The organism is [Clostridium] saccharolyticum WM1 (assembly GCF_000144625.1).
Taxonomy (GTDB): Bacteria; Bacillota; Clostridia; order Lachnospirales; family Lachnospiraceae; genus Lacrimispora; species Lacrimispora saccharolytica.
In genome coordinates this window covers 4622414-4644140 of the sequence record NC_014376.1, presented here as the reverse complement: position 1 = coordinate 4644140, position 21727 = coordinate 4622414, and the positions used below count along the sequence as shown (strand labels likewise).

General features: G+C 44.7%; 7 protein-coding genes and 1 tRNA gene. 4 read left to right on the top strand and 4 right to left on the bottom strand.

From position 1 onward, the window contains the following. Positions 1-106: 106 nt before the first annotated feature. The 4 genes from CLOSA_RS21480 (at position 107) to CLOSA_RS21465 (ending at position 18263) form a co-directional block, all read left to right on the top strand. Positions 107-15493 carry a doubled motif LPXTG anchor domain-containing protein gene (locus CLOSA_RS21480; RefSeq protein WP_013274832.1) on the top strand — a complete coding sequence of 5129 codons (15387 nt, stop codon included), beginning with the start codon at positions 107-109 and terminating at the stop codon, positions 15491-15493. 178 nt (positions 15494-15671) lie between these two features. Further along, entirely contained in the window at positions 15672-17006 is a 1335-nt protein-coding gene (gdhA, locus tag CLOSA_RS21475) for an NADP-specific glutamate dehydrogenase (protein WP_013274831.1), read from the top strand. Between the two features lie 182 nt (positions 17007-17188). Next, positions 17189-18076 (top strand): DUF3881 family protein, encoded by an 888-nt coding sequence (locus CLOSA_RS21470; RefSeq protein WP_013274830.1) that lies wholly within the window; start codon positions 17189-17191, stop codon positions 18074-18076. A 113-nt stretch (positions 18077-18189) separates the two neighbouring features. Next, positions 18190-18263 (top strand) — tRNA-Arg (locus CLOSA_RS21465). A 678-nt stretch (positions 18264-18941) separates the two neighbouring features. Here CLOSA_RS21465 and CLOSA_RS21460 read toward each other — a convergent pair. The 4 genes from CLOSA_RS21460 to CLOSA_RS21450 all read right to left on the bottom strand — a co-directional run bounded on the left by CLOSA_RS21460 (position 18942) and on the right by CLOSA_RS21450 (position 21633). Continuing rightward, positions 18942-19139, bottom strand: a complete 198-nt coding sequence (locus tag CLOSA_RS21460; protein ID WP_013274829.1) for a hypothetical protein — start codon at positions 19137-19139, stop codon at positions 18942-18944. Positions 19140-19405: 266 nt separating this feature from the next. Next, positions 19406-19651 carry an ArsR family transcriptional regulator gene (locus CLOSA_RS23755; RefSeq protein ID WP_157669050.1) on the bottom strand — a complete coding sequence of 82 codons (246 nt, stop codon included), beginning with the start codon at positions 19649-19651 and terminating at the stop codon, positions 19406-19408. 506 nt (positions 19652-20157) lie between these two features. Further along, on the bottom strand, positions 20158-20859 hold the full coding sequence (locus CLOSA_RS21455; protein WP_013274828.1) for a GntR family transcriptional regulator: 702 nt from the start codon (positions 20857-20859) through the stop codon (positions 20158-20160). A gap of 21 nt (positions 20860-20880) precedes the next feature. After that, entirely contained in the window at positions 20881-21633 is a 753-nt protein-coding gene (locus CLOSA_RS21450; RefSeq protein ID WP_013274827.1) for a GntR family transcriptional regulator, read from the bottom strand. Positions 21634-21727 lie beyond the last annotated feature (94 nt).

Sequence of the window (21727 nt, the reverse complement as noted above, 5' to 3'; positions counted from 1 at the left end):
ACCAATCTGTAACCACCGGTATATATACTGAATTATAAGAAAATAAAGCTTTTTTGCTTATTAATGGATATAACCTTAAGATGGATTAAATAAAGGAGGATAAAGTATGAAAGGTGCAGTGAAGAAAGTGCATCGCTTAAGAAGGGCCATTGCCTGGTTATTGACGGCTGCAATCGTTGCAGGAAACCTATCACAGCTATCTGTAACCACCGCATATGCTTCAGAAACTGCAGGCAGCAGGAGCGAATCTTCTTCCAATGCTGGGAAGGCATCTCCGTCAGAGGCATCTCCGTCAGAGGCGTCTCCGACAGGGGCGGCGAGGATAATTGATGTTTATGTCACCCAGTCAGCCATAGAGAAGGTTCTTAAAAAGGATTCTGACAGCAGACCGGAATTAAATGAGGATCAGATTCCTTTTGAAGGGGATCAAAAGGATCTGGTCTTAGGAAAATTGTATGAGGAGCTGGAGGGAAAGACCCTGGTGATACAGAAGAAAGTGGGAAAAGCCATGTATCTGGTAGTGGTATCCGATACTTTGGCTGGAGAACCTTTTTTTGAAGCCGACCGGTCCGAGCGGATCATGCAGGAATCTGTTCTTAAAAATATCCAGGTCATAGGTGTCAATGGCTATAAGGATCGGGATTGTGAATTCCGGCTGCGGATCAAGGGCGATGATCTGATGATTACAGATGCCCATATGGAAGAATTTGCAGTTAAGGGTGAAAATTCTCAGGAAGAAAAAACGGTACCGCCATCCTCTGCCGGAAATCAATCCGGAAGTTCCGGAAGCTCCGGAACAGCCGGAAGTCAGCAATCAGCAGTTGCCACAGAAGAAGAAACCAAAATCCAGGAGACGGATGCCCAGGGGACGGATATGGAAGAAACCCAGGACCAGGATAACGGTGAGACTGATCCGAATCCTACAGAAACGGCAGATGGTATAGATAACCGTACAGGAGAAGAGACTGGGAATCAGAAGGATGAGAAATCCGGAGAAGCCGCGGAAGAATCAAAGGCCAAGGATGGGGAAGCGGAAAAAGAAGACCAGGATCATGGAGTCCGGGAGGAAAACAACGGGGATTCCGGTATTGATTCCGGAGAAGCCCTTTCTGTAAGCAGTTCCGGGAGTAACGGAATATCTGTAAGAAGACATGAGGTCCCGGTGCTTTTCAGTTCTGAGGATCCTTTGGCAACTGCTTCTGAGGCAGAGGACGGTTCCTTTGCAGAGGCCGTTTCTTTTGCAGGGGAGGAAGCAGATCTTGTTTCAATAGGAGATGCAAAGGTTCTCTCAGAGGAGGAACGGGCTGCCCTTATGGGAACGGATGTGGCTGCCCTGAGAGGAGAGGAGACAAAAACAAGTCTGTTTTCATTTCTCAGTCAGCCATCCTTTGGCATGGTGGTGCGCAGCTATGGAATGACTCTGTTAAATACAGAGGTGGACAGTGAAGGAAAGCTTTCTCCTTATGAGACAGCATTGACCTATTACGGAACTGATGCATCGGATGAGAAGGAAACGGCTGAAGTGAGTCTGTTTCAGAGCCAAACAGGTTCCATAAAGGCAGGAATTATATATAACTATACCATCACCTATACCATGCAGGCGTCTCCGCTTTACGAGTATGCTGCAGGCGGAAAGCTTTCTCTGTTTGACGAATATGAGAATGCGAAAATCCTTTTTACTGTCCCTGCCGGTATTGCCATAGAGGAGCAGCCAGGAAAGGTTAAACTGGTCTCCTCTGACGATGATGGCAAGGTTTATGAAATCAGGGTGGGAGATAAAAATAATGTGATCTGTCCGAGCAAATCAGACAGTATAACCATGAACGCCTATATTGACGGAAACGGAGAAAGAGCGGTGGGAGAGAGCTTTTCGCTGTCAAAGAACAGCATTGCTTTCTATGCCGATGTCAAAGTGGCGGATAAGACAGATAAGGATCATGTGACTTATCCGGGAAATATTAAAACAATTACATATGCACAACAACCGGAGGATACCACACTGACTCTGGTGTCTGATGATGCATGGCATATTAAAAAGCGGGTTTACCCAACGGATGATTCTTATACGGTGGTAAATGACAGTGCAGGAAATCCGGAGTTTGTGGACATTACCTATCTGATTGAAATGGGAATGTATGCAAGTTCAGGGGTCATATCCCGCCAGCCAAGCGGAACCATATACCAGACCTATGGAAGGACCGGATTTAAGGAGAATACCTTTAAAATTACAGACTCTCTTAAAATACTCACGGAAAATGCCCCTGAAGCCATGAAACCCATATCTGTAACGGCCAGATGGGAGGATGGACCCGCCATCCAGGTGACTCAAAAAGACGATCAATCCATAATTATTGATGAATTCAAGACGCAGGGTCAAAACGGGGCGGACCATATTTACGTATCGGATCAGGCGCCTACTTACAGTGCCTATCTGGTAACCGCCCGGTATCCATATGCCCCCTTTTTATTAAAATATAACGATGAACGTGCCGGGAAAAATGAAGTGTTCACGGTTCATAATAAGGCTCATCTGGAATATATAAAGCTGGGAACGAAACAGCTGGTGACAGAAGATTCTGAAGCAAATATAGCAATTCATCAGGTTAATCAGCCGGCAGTCATTAAGATCAGGAAGGAAATTGAGGAGGGCCTTGGAGTAACCCAAAAATATGGATTGACTATGGAAAAGGAATATCCTGGGATGGCCGGGTTTGAGATCTATTCCCTGGATGCAGACAACAAGCAGGTGCCCTATGACAATTATACGGTCATAGACAGTGCCGGACAAAAAATTAACTATAAAAACATTATAGTAAATCCCTCAAACAATGAGTCAGAAAGCGGATTCTATGAAACCGGGGATCATGGTTACATTCAAATTCAGGTTGATCCGGGAACCTATGTGATCAAGGAAACCATAAACCCAGTTGGGACCCAATTCAACTCCGCAAAGGTGGGAACTAATCCAGTTGCCATCGGGGATGATCTTAAGGTCACTGTAAAGGCAGGAGAGAATGCAGAAGTTACGGTAGTAAACGAAGTGATAGGAAAAGGAGCCATTGAGTTTTATAAAAAGGCCCGTACATGGAACACCGTAACCACTGCTGATGCAGATTTAAATGCACTGGAAGGTGCAGAGTTTACTCTTTATCAGAAGAAGGGTGATGGCAGTCTTACAGAGGTAAAAACTGTAACATCAGACAGCAAAGGATGTGTGCTGTTTAAGCCGCTTTCACCGGATCAATACGTTGTGAGAGAAAAAAGCGCCAATGGCTATATTCTAGACAATCATGATTATGAGGTAACCGTACGTGCGGATGTGACGTCCCCAATAAAAGCCGGGGATAACGTTCTTGTTAATAAGTTAAATGAAGCAAAAGTAAGTGTAATGAAGCTGATGCAGGATGATCAGGGCGGTTACAGGAAGGTCCCGGCAGCTTACAGAGATGATTTTAAAGAGAAATTCTGGATTGAAAAGAATGCAGGCGGTACCTGGATCAATGTGAGTGCTGTTCCTGAAGTTACTTACTCTCTGGACAGTGAAAGCCAGTTTACGGTGACACTTCCTGTTTATGACGGAAACAGCCAGAAGATCCAGTATCGGGTCGCCGAGGAAGTACCGGAAGGATATTCAGACGGAAATGGAAGCGAAGCCGGTTTTTCACAGGAAAAAAGGGGGAATAAGACTTACATTTATAAAACCTTTTCCCTGGAACCTTTAACAACCACTCAGGTTGAGTTAAAAAATAATAAGGGAGGCACCTTAAAGCTTCAAAAGGAAGCATGGTCCATCAGCAGCGGCAGTCTGAATAAAAATGCATCGAAAAGCGGGTATCAGTTTAAGCTTTATGAAAAGTCTGGGGATACCTATAACGAAGTATTGCCTGGAACCATATATACAACAGACAGCCGCGGAGAAATTGTGGCAAAAGGACTTGATGTAACAAGGGAATACTACTGGTCCGAGATCAACAGCACCGGAAGGCTGGAAGCAGAGGACTCCTCAAAGACGGTTGTTTTGGGAGATCAGGTGTTTATCGGTCCTTACAGAGTAAAGAGAGAAAGCGATGCTTGGGCAAAGGCCTATAACATTCCTCAAAAAATTCCTTACTGGCTATATAAGGTGGATATTACAGATAAAAGTAAGCCCTTATCAGCGAAGTTCCAGATAACAAAAGATAGGGGAACTACTGTAGTTTATGACAATTTAACCGTATCCAATACGGGAACCTTTGTGATTCTTGATCCCGGTACGGAATACACCATAAAAGAAACCATACCCCCATCCAAATATGAAAATGGCCCTGACATCACGGTTAAAACTCCGGATAAACCTGTGACAAAAACTCAGTTGGAAGATTGGTTTGCACCAAGCAGCACATGGAACCGTCTGACTTTTGAAAACAAGCCATATCAATCGGTTGCCATTCAAAAGACACAGTATGACGCGGACGGAAAAGCAAATACCGGCATCAATACAATCACATTTCGGGCTTATGCAAAGGAAGAAGGCCGTTTTAAAGAAAAAGGCATCTTAAAATCCAATACAGCCGCCCAGCTCGCTCCTAATACCTATTACTTTAAGGAAGATGTTCCAGGCGGAAATATTAAACCCTATTTCTTGCTTTCTGATGGGGACAGAACCCAGGGGGCCCATACTGGATACGAAGTCTCAGGAACCGATATCTATTACGGACCCATAGACATAACTGCAGCGTCATCCAGCAATGAAAAGAGCCGGGATCTCTTTCTGGCGGAATCTAAAACTCCCTTATTGAATTATAAGGATAATGGTAAAGTAACAGTAACCAAAAAGGATGCGTTGAGGGATACCACGGTAAACGGAGCAGTTTTCGGAATATTTAAAGCCAGCGAGTTTAATGTCAATGATTGGGCAGCAAGTATCGCCAAGCCCATTCAGAAGCTGACCACCAACAACAATGGCCAGGTAACCTTTAACAGCACAAACCTTAAGATTTTTGACTCCAATGGCAATAGGATTTCCTATGTCATTGCTGAAATAACACCTCCATCCAACTATCTGCCGTCTTATGAAATCCTGACCACCACATTAAAGGAAGGCAAGGTCATTACTACGGTCAATGGAGAGGAAAACGGAACCCCTCTTGTGATTAAGAATGAACCCAAACTGACCATCCGTACCCAGAAGGTTTGGAGAGATGAATGGAATGATCATTTTTATAAAGTGGATCATGTTCTTGGAAATGTAAAGCTGGCTCTCTATAAAGGAAATGCAGACGGCATAACGGCAGACTACGTAAAAACAGAAACCACCAATGCCTATGACGGAATTGCTACCTTCTATGAGATTGACCGGAGAGATACCTACTATGTGGTTGAGGTCCGGGTACCAACCAGGGAAGAAACCGGTTTTGGTTTTGACCTGAATATGAAGGATAAGACCCCTTTGGTTCAGGGGAACGAAGCACCTCCCAGTACCCTTTCCATCTCAGATTTAAGAGCCGGTAAGTACAATGCTGTGGAATATACGGGGAAGGATCTTCCTCAAAATGCGTCTTTATACCAGAATACCGGTGCTCTTTATAATTATAAGCCATGGGTTCAGTTTCATGTAATAAAAACCTGTGACGGGAAGGCATTAAATGGAGAGAGCCATCCCGAGGAAACTATCAATGGAGCAAAATTTACCCTTTACAAGATGAAGGGAGAAGAGAGGAACCTGTCAGGGATCCAGTTGTCAGACCTGGCTGATGAGGGCCGGTTTGAAAGGGTAGACGGCTATGAAAGCGGCACCCGGGTGGATCCAAAAACAGGAGGCAGGGCAAACGGGGAGTTTGATACCGCTATTCTGGAAACCGGTAAGGTATACTGGCTGGTGGAAGAAGAAGCGGCACCAGGGTATCAGCTTCCTGGCGGGCGCCAGATCGTAGCAGTATTTGTACCTGAAGAATCCGGGTACACTGGTTACGGTGATATGCTTCATCCCTATAAGAGCGGACGCAAAGAAGAGATCACGGTAGTGAAAAACCAGCATGGGGATGGCCCGGGAGGTCTTGATGCGTACTATTTCCAGATTAAATTAAACAAGTGGCTGAAGGATGCTGTAAGGCCAACGGCGGAGCCAACCCTTTTAGGGGGAGCGAAATTCCAGATTTGGCTGCTGGATCCGGACAGTGAAGAAAAACTGCTTCCGGTTGAAGTGGTGGAAACCGGTCTGGAATCTGATAACGACAACAAAACAGGATATGCCCTTTCCAAGATGATCAACATGGGTAAGCTTAAGGAGTCTCTTGCAGGCAAGGGATTTGAGGAAGCCAGCATAAACCGGATCCTTAAGCTTGAGAACGAAAATGTAACTGCTCTCTTTGGACTGGAAGAAGTATATGCGCCTTCCAAGGTTCAGATGGATCCCGCCCTTCACGTTCTGAAAGCAACGATTCCAAGAAACCAGGACTTCGTTCAAGATCAGTATTTCTGGGAACCGGGAGATCCTCAGAAGTACCGCCTGATGAATACGGTATTGGAGCAATATCCGGTCACACTTGCTAAATACGGATATATACCGGATTCCAGTACCTTTGATAAAACGGATGAGGAACTGGATGCCTTAAACATTAATAAAACTCCTTTAAGCGGCGTGAAGTTTGAAATCTACCAGAATCAGTGGGCAAATGGAACGTACAGTTATAAAAGCATCGGAACTTATACCACAGACAGCTATGGCCGGATTAAGTTGCCAATGGGCTTAAAAGCCGGGCGGTACCGGTTAAAGGAAACCCTGACAAGTGCCCAGCAGCAGAAATACATTACCATGTATAACGGGAAGGACGATCTTTGGAGATATTTTACCGTAGGAAGCTATCCATCCACTGTAAACGTATATAACCCGGAAAAGCCGGATCTGGTTATTGAGAAAACCACCTGGGCCGGAGTTCCTACCGTAAGTCTTGGGGGGATCACCTTTGCCATTCAGAAATCAGGAGGCAGCGAAATTTCGAAGGTTACTGCAAAACTGGAGGATGGCAGATACGCTGCCAGCTTTACGAATCTGGAAAGCGGAGTTTATACCGTAAAGGCGGAATCCTTAGGAAGCGAAGCAGCTAAAACAGTGACCAGCAGTTATTTTGAACCAACGGCAGTAAATGTAGGATATGAAGCCAAAGCCGTGGGAGAAAGAGTAACCCTGGTTCCTATAGGAAACGCAACAGGAAAGGTGGCAACTACCACAGTTAAAAACCCCCGTCTTGCGGATCTGGTGATTCATAAAGTGGATGCGGAAACCAAGGAAAGCGGTTCTAATATGGCAGGTGCGTCCTTTCAGGTAGAATACTTAAAGTTCCGTTCCGGCACGGATCTGATCGGAGGGGTCCTGCAGAATGTAACGGATGAAGGCTATACAAAACCGGAGCATGGCTTTACTGTCTCAGGAACACTGACGGATAACAAGGACGGCTCCTATGTGATGAAGAACTGTGAACCTGGCTGGTACCGGATCACGGAACAAAAAGCCCCGGCAGGCTATACCATTGATGCCCGGCCCATGATAGTGGCTGTGGCGGCAGATATGGCTGGAGAATACGAAGAGATCCATTCAGTGACCTTTGAAAACAGGAAGAAGGCGGAACTGACCGTAACCAAGAAGCTGTTCTTTGGCGATGGATTCATAAACGATGAAAACATTGCTGATAAGCTTCCGGCTGAAATCGTATTTGATATTTACACCTATTCCAATAATGCCTATAAGCAGGTATTAGATGAAGGCAGCAGGCCGGTACAGGTAAAAATCCGGAATTTTGAGGTTCAGGATGGGTATTATACAGCAGGCGGAACTGCTCTACTTCCTCAGATGCCGGAGGGCGGCGCCTATTATCTGAAGGAGCAGGAGAATCCGGATTGGATGCTTACGGCTTTCGGTGGGGAACAAAATGGGACCCTTCAGGAAGACGGATATATTAAGGTGGGCGGAGAGAATGACTTTAACTCACGAAACCCCGTATTCATTACGGTGAACAACCAATATGCGAAATCCAGAATCCGCCTGAACAAGATCGATGGAACGGATCATACGAAAAAGCTGACGGGAGCAGCCTTTAAGCTGTATTCCGATCCCCAATTGACCAAAGAGGTGGGAAATTTTACTGAAATCGGTCAGAGCGGTGTATATGATATCGTATTTTCCACCAAGATCAACAGTCCGGGAACCTACTATATCAAAGAAGTAAATGCTCCGGCAGGTTATATGGCAATTACAACGGCCATACCGGCGGAAGGCCTGACTGCAGAAACAGGAAAAACAACAGAAATTACCGTGGAGAATCAGGGCGGAATTGATTTACAGATTACCAAATACAGCGGAAACGGAAGTGCGGAATCTCTTAGATCAGGAATCTGCTTTGAGCTTTACAGAAGGTCACCGGGAGGTATCTGGAATTATGTAACAGAAGGTATCACCGATTCCCAGGGAAGTCTTTCCTTCCGGGGGCTGGAGCTTCCGGCAGGTGATTCCTATGGAGTTCATGAGGTGATGAAGACGGAAAACGGCTTTGATACATTCCGCATGGATTCCTTTAAAGGGGCCAAAGGGACCATTCTTCCCACAACAGCGGATGCAATCAAGAATGGAGAGACCAAATCCGGCATTGGCCTTTATGTACTGACTGGAAGCAATACTGTGACTCCGGGAGTTTATGGCTTTGAGGCCCACAACCAGGAAGCACTGCCTTTAAAACTCATTAAAAATGATGTGAACAAACAGGATAATCCAGGAAACTCCATTGCCGTTACCATGAAGATTATGAATAAGGAGACAGGAAGCCAGGTTGGTAATACGGTGACCGTACCATATGGGGAGGCCGGAACAACGGTGGCTCTGTTGCCAGGAATTTATGTCATTGAAGAGACGGCGGTGACCCGGAATAACCAGGGCTATGTTATCAATAAGGATGATTCCAGAACCGTTTACAGAAAAGAAGTGGAAGTTAAAAAGGGAGTGATTCCGGATCCCTGTGAGTTTACAAATGTAAAACAAAAGACAGGAGTGACCTTAAATAAGACTTCTGCCACAACCTCATTCAAGGACTTATGGTGGCATGAAGGTCAGACTGTGACCTATACGTTAACCCCTCAGGGGATCAACAGCATACCTCTGGATGGATTTGCAGTAACGGATACAGGATTAAGGATGCTGGATGCCGGAAAAAATCCCCTTTCAGAAGCAGAGTACACCAATGAAGCATACACCATTACCGGGGTGAAGCCAGGGAAAGCCACAGAGCAGAACCGCATACATGGTGCAAAAACCGGAACCATTATGGCAGATGTGACTTTCTACGATTTTAACGGCAGCCAGGCGGGAGAGGTGCAAAGCGTTGCAGTGTCTGGTGACGGGGAGATCGGAGCTGTAAAACCGGTGACCGGAATAATGGTGAAATCCTTCCGGATCAGCTATCGGGATGATACATTGAAAGCATCTACGGAAAACCGATATGTGCTTGGAAATGATTTTGTTCCGGGAAGCATAGATGTGACCGTAAAGCTGAACCGCCAGAATGCGAAGCTGCCCGACGGAAGCTTTAAGAAAGATATTAAGTTTATCCGCAATGAGGCCGAAGTGGTCATGGACTATAGAATGTGGGATATGAATGGAAACCTGGTTCCGGGCCAGGAAAAGAGCCAGGCAAAACAGGTATGTGATATTCCGGTGGTTCAAAGCCAGGCCCCCGCTATTTCGGTGAAAAAGGAAGTGGATCCCATAAATGGCATACAGCCACGCGATGTTCTGACATATTCCCTTTATGTAAAGAACGAAACCACAAACAATGATCCGGATATCGCAAAGCTGCAAAAGCCCATCCTCATTGATTATGTGCCTCTTGGCGTCACGGTGTCAGGGGAGTCCGACGGTGAAAGCCGCCTGTTAAAGGCAGTTACCTTAAAGGAAGCTCCCAAAGGCGTCGTCATAGAAAAAACCATAAAAAAGGTTGATCCGCAAACAGGACGGGAATCCCTGTTCATCCAGCTTAACGGAGCATTGGATCAGGGCGAATCCGTTACGGTTGAAGTCAAGGCGCAGATCGCCGGAAGCATTATTAATTACGGAAAGAACATTCTTAATGAACTTTATGTGACCAGTGATGTTTTGCAGCCTGCGTTTTCATTAAACCAGACGGGTGCTTCCTTTATGATCAAAACAGATTCGGGAAGCAAATGGCCCAGCGCAGATTTACCAAAGGATGTACAGCTGCCGGATGAAAAGTACCGTAGCTATGGATACGCTTCGGATTCTGCGCAAAATACCATGAGCACCGGATCCGGTCTGCTTCTCCATAAGGCGGTGAAAGGAAATCTGGACACCAGATTTGTTTCAGGAACAACGGTAGGAAAGGTGGCTAAGAGCGCGGAAGATACAGGCCTTACCAAACATGACGGCTCAGTTTTATACCGGCTTACGGTAAACAATGCTTCCGCCAACGATTATATCACCCAGCTGCAGTTAATGGATATCCTTCCGGCGCCAGGAGATTATAGCACTGGTAATTTTAACCGGATCAGTGATTACCGCCTGAAGTTTGAAGACATTGTATCCATTGTCATTGAGAACAGATCAGACAGCACAGTAGGCAGAAAAGTGGATAATTTCATTTATCAGGTGACCTATTCTGATGAGACGTTTCATAATAAAGCAACGGCTCAGCAGGGAAAAGAAGCTATGCTGAATGACAATCAGGATGGATTCTGGTCCGGAAGATCCAGTGATCCCACAGCTATCCGCATAAAGATCACGGACGATAAATTCTACTTAGCTCCGGGAGAAAACCTGGTGGTGACCTATAAGACCGTTGTACCTTATACCACCATGAAGGAGCTGGATGAAGTAGCTTATGGATATGCGGTCAATGATTTTGCAACCTCCTTCAGCTATAAGAAGAGCTTGACAGATACTTCTGAGATAAAGTTCACCCAGGCACAGACCAGCAATGCAGTTCAGGTAGTTCTGGTTCCGGGAAATGTAAAGGTATCAGGACGGGTATGGATTGATGATAACAACAATGGAATACAGGATGAGAGCATTGAACAGGATCATCTTTTAACGGATCTGCTTCCTGTGCTTCAGTCAGAGTATTTTAAGGCAAACCTGTTAAAGTACAGCAAGTACGGCGATGATGAGGTGTCAGGTACGGTGGGTCTAAGCGATGCCAGATTCCTGTTTGACGGACTGACCCCGGCAAAGCCCTTTGGAATCACAGGATCGGAATTTGCACCGGATCAGGAAAACGGCTGGTACACCAATCAGTCCCTGATCGTATCAAAGTTAAAAGGCGAAGATCCTGCTCACTACCGGATCATTGTAACAACAGGAACCATGCCCCAGGGCTATGAGGATCTGGTACTGAAGCTGGCGGAACCTACGATGCTTGTCTCAGGGGAGAATGCAGAAGCCGGTAGATCAAGGCTCCCTGGAACCCTGGCAGAGGGAGGAAGGAACTTCGGGGAGAGCCGTGACAGCAACTTTAAGGAGTCAAAGGGTGCATACGCATCGGAAGATTTCTTCTTATGGTCTGCAGGAGAGGATTATGACAAGACAAAAGATATTGGTTTTGTACCATTTAGAAATGTAACGATTAAGAAGATAAATGAAGCCGGAAATCCGGTGGAAGGCGCCCATTTCAGCGTATATGGTCCTTATACCAACGAAGAGATGGCAGCGTTCCGGCAAAACGGTATCAGGAGTCAGGCAGACCTTGGAAGCCCGGCTGCTCAGGGAAGAACGGCTCTGGCCGGCGATGAGGCTGTCTGGAATGCAGGAGAGCTGCTCTATTACCGGAATTATATTGTTATAGAGGATGAAGCGCCTGCGGGATATGAGATTGCCAATGCAAAGACCGGTGATATGGTTCCTATGGCTTCCTATAAGGGGAAGGGCCAAAAGGCCTGGGAGCTTCTCAGCAAGGAATTTAAGACCAATGGAAATCCCATTACAAGTGCCGTCACAGTTACAAACAGTTATGTAACAGGAAGTCTGGAATTCACAAAGCTGGACGGATTGACAAAAAAGGAGCTTGGCGGAGCAGCATTTAGGATTCAGAAAAAGGATGAAGTGGTAGAGGATGCCTGGAAGGCATTTACAGAGGCCATGAAGAAAGATCCGGTATCCATGGGAGTAACAAAGGTAATTGCAACAGATGATGAGGTAGAATTTGAAGTTGTATCCGGAAAAGCCGCCCTCACCGGAATCCCATATGGAACCTATACTCTGTCAGAGATCCGGGTTCCTGATGGATATGATATTACAAAGAAGCAGGGGGATGTGGAATTCCGGATCGAAACAAACGGGCAGAAGGCAGTGCTATCAGGCCTTGAAGGGAACCTCATTCAGAATTCCAGAACAGAATACAGCTTAAGCCTTAAGAAGACAGACAATGCCGGCAATGATAAGGTAGCAGGAATCCGTTTTGCCATAACCGGTCCGGGGAAATATGAAAGCAGTTCCTGGATCCCGTTCAGCAAAGCCAGCTTTAAGCAGAATGATCCGTCGGTAAGCGGTTATGAAGTAAAACAGACCGATGAAAACGGCCTTATTCAGTGGAACCTGCCTTATGGAGATTACAGGCTGGAGGAACTGGAGGGAGCTGGCTATGAACCGGTGGAGCCATTCTACGTAAGAATTTCCGGGAATGGAGCGGTTTCTCTTCTGAATGGAGAGGGGCGCAGTGAGCTTACCTTAAACAGCTCAGAGCAGAACCAGATAAATCTGATCATAAAGAATGTGATCAAAACAGGTTCCCTTACGGTAGAAAAGGTGGATGGAGAAACGAAAGAAGCCATCACAGGGGCGATGTTTGAGTTAAGCGGCACTTCTGTAATCAACGGGGCATTTGAAGCATACCAGAATCATGTGACAGGACTTGGCGTTTCCGGAGTATTAGCAGGAAACGAGGACGGAAGGCTGTGGATCAGATTCCAGGTGGACGGTACCGAAGCTTCCAAAACAGGTCTTTTGACACAGATCCCTTACGGAAGCTACACCTTAAAGGAGATCAAGGCACCGGATGGATATTTGTTTAGCAGCGGAAGGGAATGGACCAAAGATTTTACCATTAATAGTTCCGAAGGTGTGAGCCTGACAGGAGATCATGGAGTAGTTAATACGCCTCATGAGCTGAACATCGAAAAACGGGACCAGATAACAGATGAGGTACTGCCGGATGCGGTATTTATGCTTATGACCGCAGACGGAAAATACGTGTCCCTGGATGAAAATAACTCCTATACCGGATTAAAGCAAAGCCAGGAAGAAGGTTCCAGCTTTAGCACCGGCAGTGACGGAAGAGTATTTGTAAAGCGCCTTCCTGCAGGAAGTTATAGGTTAAAGGAAATCCAGGCACCCGCCAACTACGGCGTTGCCGCCGATACGGAAATAACGGTGCTTCAATCCGGCAATACAGAGACCGTTAAGGTATATGATGTGAGGAATAAGGCCAGAATACGTATTAACAAGGCTGCATCCCACAACCATGAGATGAGGCTTGACGGAGCTATATTTGAAATTTACTCCGACAAAGACTTAACAGCTCTTGCCGGTACCATGACAACTGGATATGACGGCATTGGGGAATCGGAAATGCTTCCTTTGGGAACCTATTATGTGAAGGAGCAGAAAGCCCCTGCCGGCTATGAATTAAGCGGCAGAGTATATGAAGTGACCCTATTAAATGAAAGAGAGTCCTATCCGGTCCTTGCGGACGGCAATGATTTTGTTACCAACGATTATGGAACCGGATATCTGGCATTTGACAAGGTTGACGGCTCAACGGGTGAGGACATTGCTTCCGCCCGGTTCTCCCTGACCAGGAAGGAAACCAGGGTCGACGGGGCCTTTGAACATTTTGCAGAGGCACTGGGGAATATGGGCCAGAGATCTCTGGAGGCAATGGGAATCAGCGATGTTGAGACAGAAAGCGGCATCATTCGCTTTACATCGGTAAACGGCCATGTTGATATGAAGGGAATCCCATACGGTACCTATACTCTTAAAGAAGAAATGGCACCAAAGGGCTATTTAAGCCTCAATGGAAAAGCGGAGTTTGAATTTACCGTGACGGAGGAACAAAGAGAAGCAGACCTTGGAAACAGCAATAAGGTAGTGAATGAGCGGGCACAGTTTGAGCTTCAGCTTAAAAAGGTGGATCATCTGGGAAACAGCGTCAGCGGCATACAATTTGAGATTTTAGGACCGGGGCGGTATGAAGAAAATGGAGTATTATCAATGTTTGGTGCAAACCGGTTTACCACTGACGCGGATTCTGATACAGGGTTGTTTACCACCGGAGATAACGGCATCATTTCCCTGGGTCTGAAACACGGAGATTACCGGATCAGGGAAATTGCCTCCCACCGGTACGATGCCATTGAACCCTTCTACATCAGAATCGACCGGGAAGGCAAGGGAAGCATCTTAAAGGATAACAGCAATGCAGCGGCCATTTCAAATGATGCCCTTGTGACCGTCACCGTGACCAATAAGGTCAGCACCGGATATCTGGAAATGGAAAAAGTAGACGGTGAAAACAATGGAAAGAGACTTGAGGGAGCAGAATTTGAGCTGACCAATCTTTCTACCCTGGTCCCGGGAGCCTGGGAAAGTTACCGCCATCAGGCGGCGGCAGAAGGTGCTTCCTGGACAGCAGATCAGGTGGTGGGAAATACCATAACCTTTGTGCTAAACGGGAAAGGGGCAATCACAAATCTGCCATACGGAACTTACCGCCTGACTGAGAAAAAGGCACCGGATGGATATCTCCTTGGAACGACACCATGGACCGCAGAATTTTCTGTCAATGACGCCAACAAGGAAATCCGGTATACCACTCCAGGGCTGTTTGAAAAAACCAAGGGTGCCATAGTGAATATGCCGTCGAAGATCCTTGTGGTAAAAACCAATGGGGTCTATGCGGATGTAAAGTTAAACGGTGCAGAGTTCATTTTAAAGGCTTCTGACGGACGTTATGTGAAACTGGATAACGGCTCCTTTGCCGGATATACGGACGACAAGGCGGCTGCAGGAACCTTTGTGACCGATAACGACGGACAGTTTGTATTAAAGAGGCTGCCAAAGGATACCTACACATTTCTAGAGACAAAGGCGCCAGCCGGGTATTATATCAACAATCATATTCCGCCGTTAACCCTGGATGGTGTCAACAGCTTTACCATTACCATTCAGGATGAAAGGATCAGAGGCGGGGGAGGCTCGTCAGGCGGACCTTCCGGAAGAGATAATCCAGGCGGTCCAGGTGCGGCGGTGACGATCCTGCCGGATCAGATCCCACTTGCCAACCTGCCGGCAGACGGATCCGTGGATCTGTTAACCATTGACGACGGAAACGTACCTCTTGCCAACCTGCCTAAAACCGGAGACCGGCAAAAAGCTGCCGGTAAGGTGATGGTGGCCCTGTCCGGATTCATGATGGCTCTTTATGCAGCATTTAGCAAAAAGAAAAAGGAAAATTAAGAAAATTAAGGAAATCTGTTTATTGACTTTATGAAATGAACTTGTTATAATTTTTTAGAAGTTATGACAAGGCAAAGGGGCCGGAACTCACAAAAAGTTCTGGCCCCTTTTTGCCCATTTTTAGGAACTTAGTTATGTATGGGAAGTATGTATAAACCAATCCAAGGAGGAAAAAATTATGTCATATGTGGATGAAGTCTATGACAGAGTAGTGAACCAGAACCCAGGGGAAGCCGAATTTCATCAGGCCGTAAAAGAGGTCCTTGATTCCTTAAGGCTTGTCATTGATGCCAATGAGGAGAAATACCGCAAGATGGGTCTTTTAGAGCGCCTTGTGGAGCCGGAGAGAATCATTTCCTTCCGTGTACCGTGGGTGGATGATAAAGGGCAGGTACAGGTGAACAAAGGATTCCGAGTGCAGTTTAACAGTGCCATCGGACCGTATAAGGGAGGTCTGCGCCTTCATCCTTCCGTAAACCAGGGAATATTAAAATTCCTGGGCTTTGAGCAGGTATTCAAAAATTCCCTCACAGGCCTTCCCATCGGAGGCGGTAAGGGAGGTTCCAACTTTGATCCCAAGGGAAAATCTGACAGAGAGGTCATGGCATTCTGCCAGAGCTTTATGACTGAGCTGTCCAAATACATTGGGGCCGACCAGGACGTTCCTGCCGGAGACATCGGGGTAGGAGCAAGGGAAATCGGGTTTTTATATGGCCAGTATAAGCGGCTGACCGGCTTATATGAGGGAGTTCTTACAGGAAAGGGCTTAACCTATGGAGGTTCCCTGGCACGTACCCAGGCTACCGGATATGGTCTTGTATATATTCTTGATGAGATGTTAAAGCATAACGGCAGGGCGCTGGCTGGTAAGAATGTGGTCATTTCCGGTTCCGGAAATGTTGCCATTTATGCCACAGAAAAGGTGCAGCAGTTAGGCGGTAAGGTCATTGCATTAAGTGATTCCAATGGTTATATTTATGATAAGGATGGAATTGATCTTTCCCTGGTTCAGGAAATCAAGGAAGTACGCCGTGGACGGATCAAAGAATATGCGGATGCTCATCCAACCGCCGTTTATACAGAAGGAAAAGGGATCTGGAGCATTCCATGTGACATTGCCCTTCCATGTGCAACACAGAACGAATTAAACCTGGATGATGCAAAAATGCTGAAAGCAAACGGCTGCTATGCTGTTGCCGAGGGCGCCAACATGCCATCTACCAGAGAAGCAACGGATTTCTTCTTAGCAAACGGAATGCTCTTTATGCCGGGTAAGGCAGCCAATGCAGGCGGGGTTGCAACTTCTGCACTGGAGATGAGCCAGAACAGCCAGAGGCTTTCCTGGACCTTTGAAGAGGTGGATAATAGGCTTCACAGGATCATGGTGGATATTTACGCAAAGACCGCTTCTGCAGCCGAGCGTTACGGCGTAAAGGGAAATTATGTGGCTGGTGCAAACATCGCCGGATTTGAAAAGGTGGTTGAAGCCATGACGGCACAGGGAATCGTATAGGTAAATCAGGGGTCTGTGCCTTTACAAAAAGGAACCGGCCCCATTATTTAATTTAAGAAAATTATACTGGCATTCTTATCATTTATGGTATATAATAATCGATAAGGCTTGAGGCGGAGTGTTCTTCGCCTTATTGTTTTCCTGAAAAACATCTAGAAAAACAGAAAGCAGGTGATGATCCTATGCATAAATTCTTAAGAACCATTGGTTTCAGCCTTTATCAAAAAGACAAGGAAATAGAAAAGTTATTGGATAAGCTCTGTGAAGATTTGTCCGGCATGAAACGGATTCAGATTGATGAGGAATCCAATCTTTGCGAGCTTCGCAGGGAAGTGGCTCCGGGTATGGGGATTGCGATTTTTGGAGAGATGGACCGGGAGGGAAACTTTCAAAGAAGCTATTATTATCCTTATATGAAGAGTAATGATATCACATCTGATGTAGCCTGTTCCATTCAGCGCCATACAGAACGTGAGACTTACGCCGGCCTAATGGATGAATTTAAGGTAGGGATCTCTCTCATCTTTTATATAGATAATTCTTTTGAATGCAGGGAACGGATCATTGACCACCATCCTGTGGAGACCAGGGATGTCTGCCTCACCGGTCTTGCAGTAAGCGGAAAGATCCTTCTTCCCATACAGAAAACAGAAATACAGAGGGAAAAGGCCAGAGTGGCGGCAAAAGACCGTAATACGCTTTTAGAGGCGGCAAAGAACGGCGATGAAGATGCTATGGAGACCCTTACCATTGAAGATATTGATTTATATTCCCAGGCTTCCAGAAGAGTGATGAAGGAGGATTTATACTCGATTATTGATTCCTGCTTTATGCCCTGCGGCGTGGAATGCGATCAGTATTCCATTATAGGAGAGATCTTAAAGATTGATGAAAAGAAAAACCAGATCACACAGGAAGAGGTTTACGATTTTACATTGGAGTGCAGTGATCTTATTTTCCATGTGGGAATTGCAAAAAAAGATCTCACGGGGACTCCGGAGATCGGGCGTAGATTTAAGGGTCAGATCTGGATGCAGGGAACTGTGAATTTTGCAGAGCAGGTGGAATAAGTATAAAATTGTCTTGACGAAACGTCGGAATATGAATATAATAGTAGACGGACCGTAAAGGAGAGCAGAAGAAAAACCCGATTCTGTTCGTTTCTTTGCAGTTTCATATAGGAGTTTCCGTAGCTCAGCAGGATAGAGCGTCCGCCTCCTAAGCGGAAGGCCAGCGGTTCAAATCCGCTCGGGAACATCATAAGAAATGGTAGTAGAAGATGTCATCGGCATAAATGCCGATGACATCGCCATTTATGTTTAAGCTACTTTACGGTGCCTTGAAAAAAAGGGCGCCACTCATAACAATCGAATATAATATAAGTAAGGCCCTGATTTCAATAATAAGAAATCAGGGCCTTTTTTGCGTTTTAGAAGAAAGGACGAAAAACAGATGAACGCACCATAAAACATTGCCATTTTAGTACCAACTACAAGTAGTGCCCTTTTTATTTGGTACATTTTTTAATAGTTTCAAAAGGACGCTACCTCTCTACAGAACAATTAAGGGGCTGTCGCAATTCACCGGCCGCATGTAAAAAATTCACCAGTTGATAGAACAATCCTTCAATGGCAGATAGGGCATAAATTGGCGGAAGCGATCGATTGTGGAAGGATCAGGAGCCTTAGCGTCGGCAAACCCGCCTTTTACTGTTTTTAGGCATAAAAATGGAGCCATTGCTCCATAACTGATACTCAGTTATTTTGCAACAGCCCCCTGTTCTTTCGATCAGATACCAAACAATTGCCCTTTGTTAAACAAAGCTGGTCAATATGGATACCGCTTGCCCTGACCATACCTCTCCAAATTTGTATCTCCAATACTATTCTTTTGTATACACCGTCATTGCTCCTTTGGCAGTAATATCCTAAAGCTTTATTTGACGTCAGAGATACTGCACATATTATTAATGCTGTATTTCTTCGTGATGTCATCGGATACCCCATTCATGTTAGTCAGGTTAAACTCCCTTTGCGTGTCATCGGATATCCCATTCATGTTGGTCAAGCTAAACTTCTTTTGCGTGTCATCGGATACCCCATTCATGTTGGTAATGCTTAAATTATTTGTCATCACAAAAACCTCCTTATTTAATTTGTGGATATATTGTTACTCCGCTTTAGGCAGAGGAAACCAATGAAACCACATAGAAAATAGTGCAGCAATTCCATATTTCCATATATGGTAAACGGCTTTATCAACCAGTTTGTTACCCAAGTTACAAACAGTCCTTTTGGGTTTTTGCTTACATTTTTATGCTTTGAAAATCGACCTTCATCATCATGGGGTAAATCATAAGCCAAATCAGAATTGCATCGTCTTTCATAACAGTCACCTCATTATTTATTTATTTTGCATCTGCATAGGTTAAGCTGCTTGCATTTCGTGTATTTTTCGCAGTCCGTTTGATAGCAGGGAATATTGGTTGGTTTTCTCTGCAAATAAGCATATAGCTCTGCATTTTCTTCTATAAACAGTGGGTTCATCTTGTAATATGCCCATTGCGCTGTTTTATAACTCTCCAAGACTCCTGCTTTTTTCAGAATGGTCAGATGCCTTGAGGCGTTTGACTGTGTGAGCCCCAAGCTGGCCTCAATTTACTTAAAATTGACTTCTGCTACCTCAAAGTGATATGCTATGAAAAATCAATTCATGCAAAATCAAATACCAATGTTACTACTAACATAGAGAATCGTGAACGGCCGAATAATTGATGGGTTTATCCATATAATGACCTCATTCTGATGATGAAAGGTTTTGAGTGTGTGATAGTTCAAATCCCCCTATAAAAATAGGCTCACATCTACAATTACCAGACCACTCAATAATAAAAGGAATTGTAGATATATTGGTTTCAAAGCCAGTAAATCTGTGCCTTTCGAGGGCTTCCACTGTGAAAAGTGGAAGCCTTTTTTTGCTTTATAGAAAAGTTCGATTTTAGTAGAACTCCTAAATAAAATAACCCGCACAGAGGCGGGCACAACAAATAGACGGTGGTTAAAATAGACCGATATAAGAGCCTTTTTCAAATTCATCGCCATCATAAGGAAAGAAAACTACGCACTGATTATATTTGGAATCTTTCTTTTGGTTAAGGAAGTTTTACTTCTGAAATAAGATTTACTCTTGTTCCGACGCAAATAGACAAACACAACGCTACAATCTTATTTTCGTGATAAATAAAAGTTGAAATTAATAAAAGATTGTCATCACTGGTAATTTGCAGCAGTTCTTTTATATGTTCATCAGGTAAATCCGCATCATCATAAATTCGGATAGTTTGACTAAAATATATATTTTCCGGTATATCTCTCGTATTCGGAAATTCCGGTAAAAGATTTTTCGAATCAGAGCTTTGGAATGTATACATTAGACTAATAGGCGTCTCATCTACAATCTCAGAGAATTGCCCGGTTATCATATCGTTCAGACAGATTGGTGCAAATATATTTTTTGCAATTATTAAAATTGGAGTAGGCATATAATCCACAGGCCCAAGGTAATAGTTTCGTTGTTGAAGGACTGTGTCTTTGTAAGGAAAACAATAGTGGATCAATTCCCGGTTCACTTTTGGTGGGCAGATATAATAGCCGCTTCCATGTACCCGAAGAACCATACCTTGACTAGTGAGGATTTCCAGCCCATGCCGCAATGTTACTCGAGTGACATTTAATGAAGCTGATAGTTCACGTTCAGAAGGGAGTTTGTCCCCAGGTTGAAGCTGATGTTGTTCTATATATTGTTCGAGATACTCAGCAATATCTAGGCTGAGTAAATTATACATTTTGGGCATAAGACGCCTGCTTTCATTCATTCATAGTATTTGTGAAGAAAGATGGAATTCTCCATGACGAACAACTCCATCCGTGTAATATTTAGCAAATTCAGGAACTACCATAACCTCTGTGTATTCTGCAATCTGTCCTTCCTTGGTAGAGGATGTGATTTGGATGGAAATAACAGGGCTAGCCTCCTGGCAGGAAAGTAATTTTGCGATGGTATTATGCACTTTGGTTGCAGAAAAAACATGTCGGATATCGTGAATCTTAATTTTATTAATTGTCAGCATATCATACAGTGAATACACTTGGAAATCTATCTTATCAATATCTTTGATGCTGTTAAAGGGCAAATAAGTATTTTCGATGGATATCGGTTGATCATTACCTTTCCGGAGACGAATAATCTGAAAAATATTATCTTCTTCTGGAACATGAAATATCTTTGAAAATTTATAGCCCGCATCTCGTGTTTGGGTTTTTAAAACTTTGGAAGTAGGCTCATATCCGGCTTCCTGTAAAAGTTCAGTCATACCTTTAAAGTGAATGGATGAATCATCAATGTCTGTTTTGATGATAAAAGTTCCCTTTCCATGTATACGCTTTACCAACTGCTCGTTCACAAGCTCTTTAATGGCCATTCGTATAATATTCCTATTTACAGCAAACATTTCTGCTAGTTCTCGTTCTGATGGAAGAGGATTCCTATAGTTATAGGTTTTGTTATATATTTTGTCTTTGATTTGCTTTGAAATTTGAAACGCATATTCTTCATTTGTCAATATCATCACCAACTCATACTTGTTTTTCTTATTATAGCAAATAAAAACAAAAAAATAAAGGCATAAAGTAAAATTGGTATAATAAAAACAAATAGAGGTT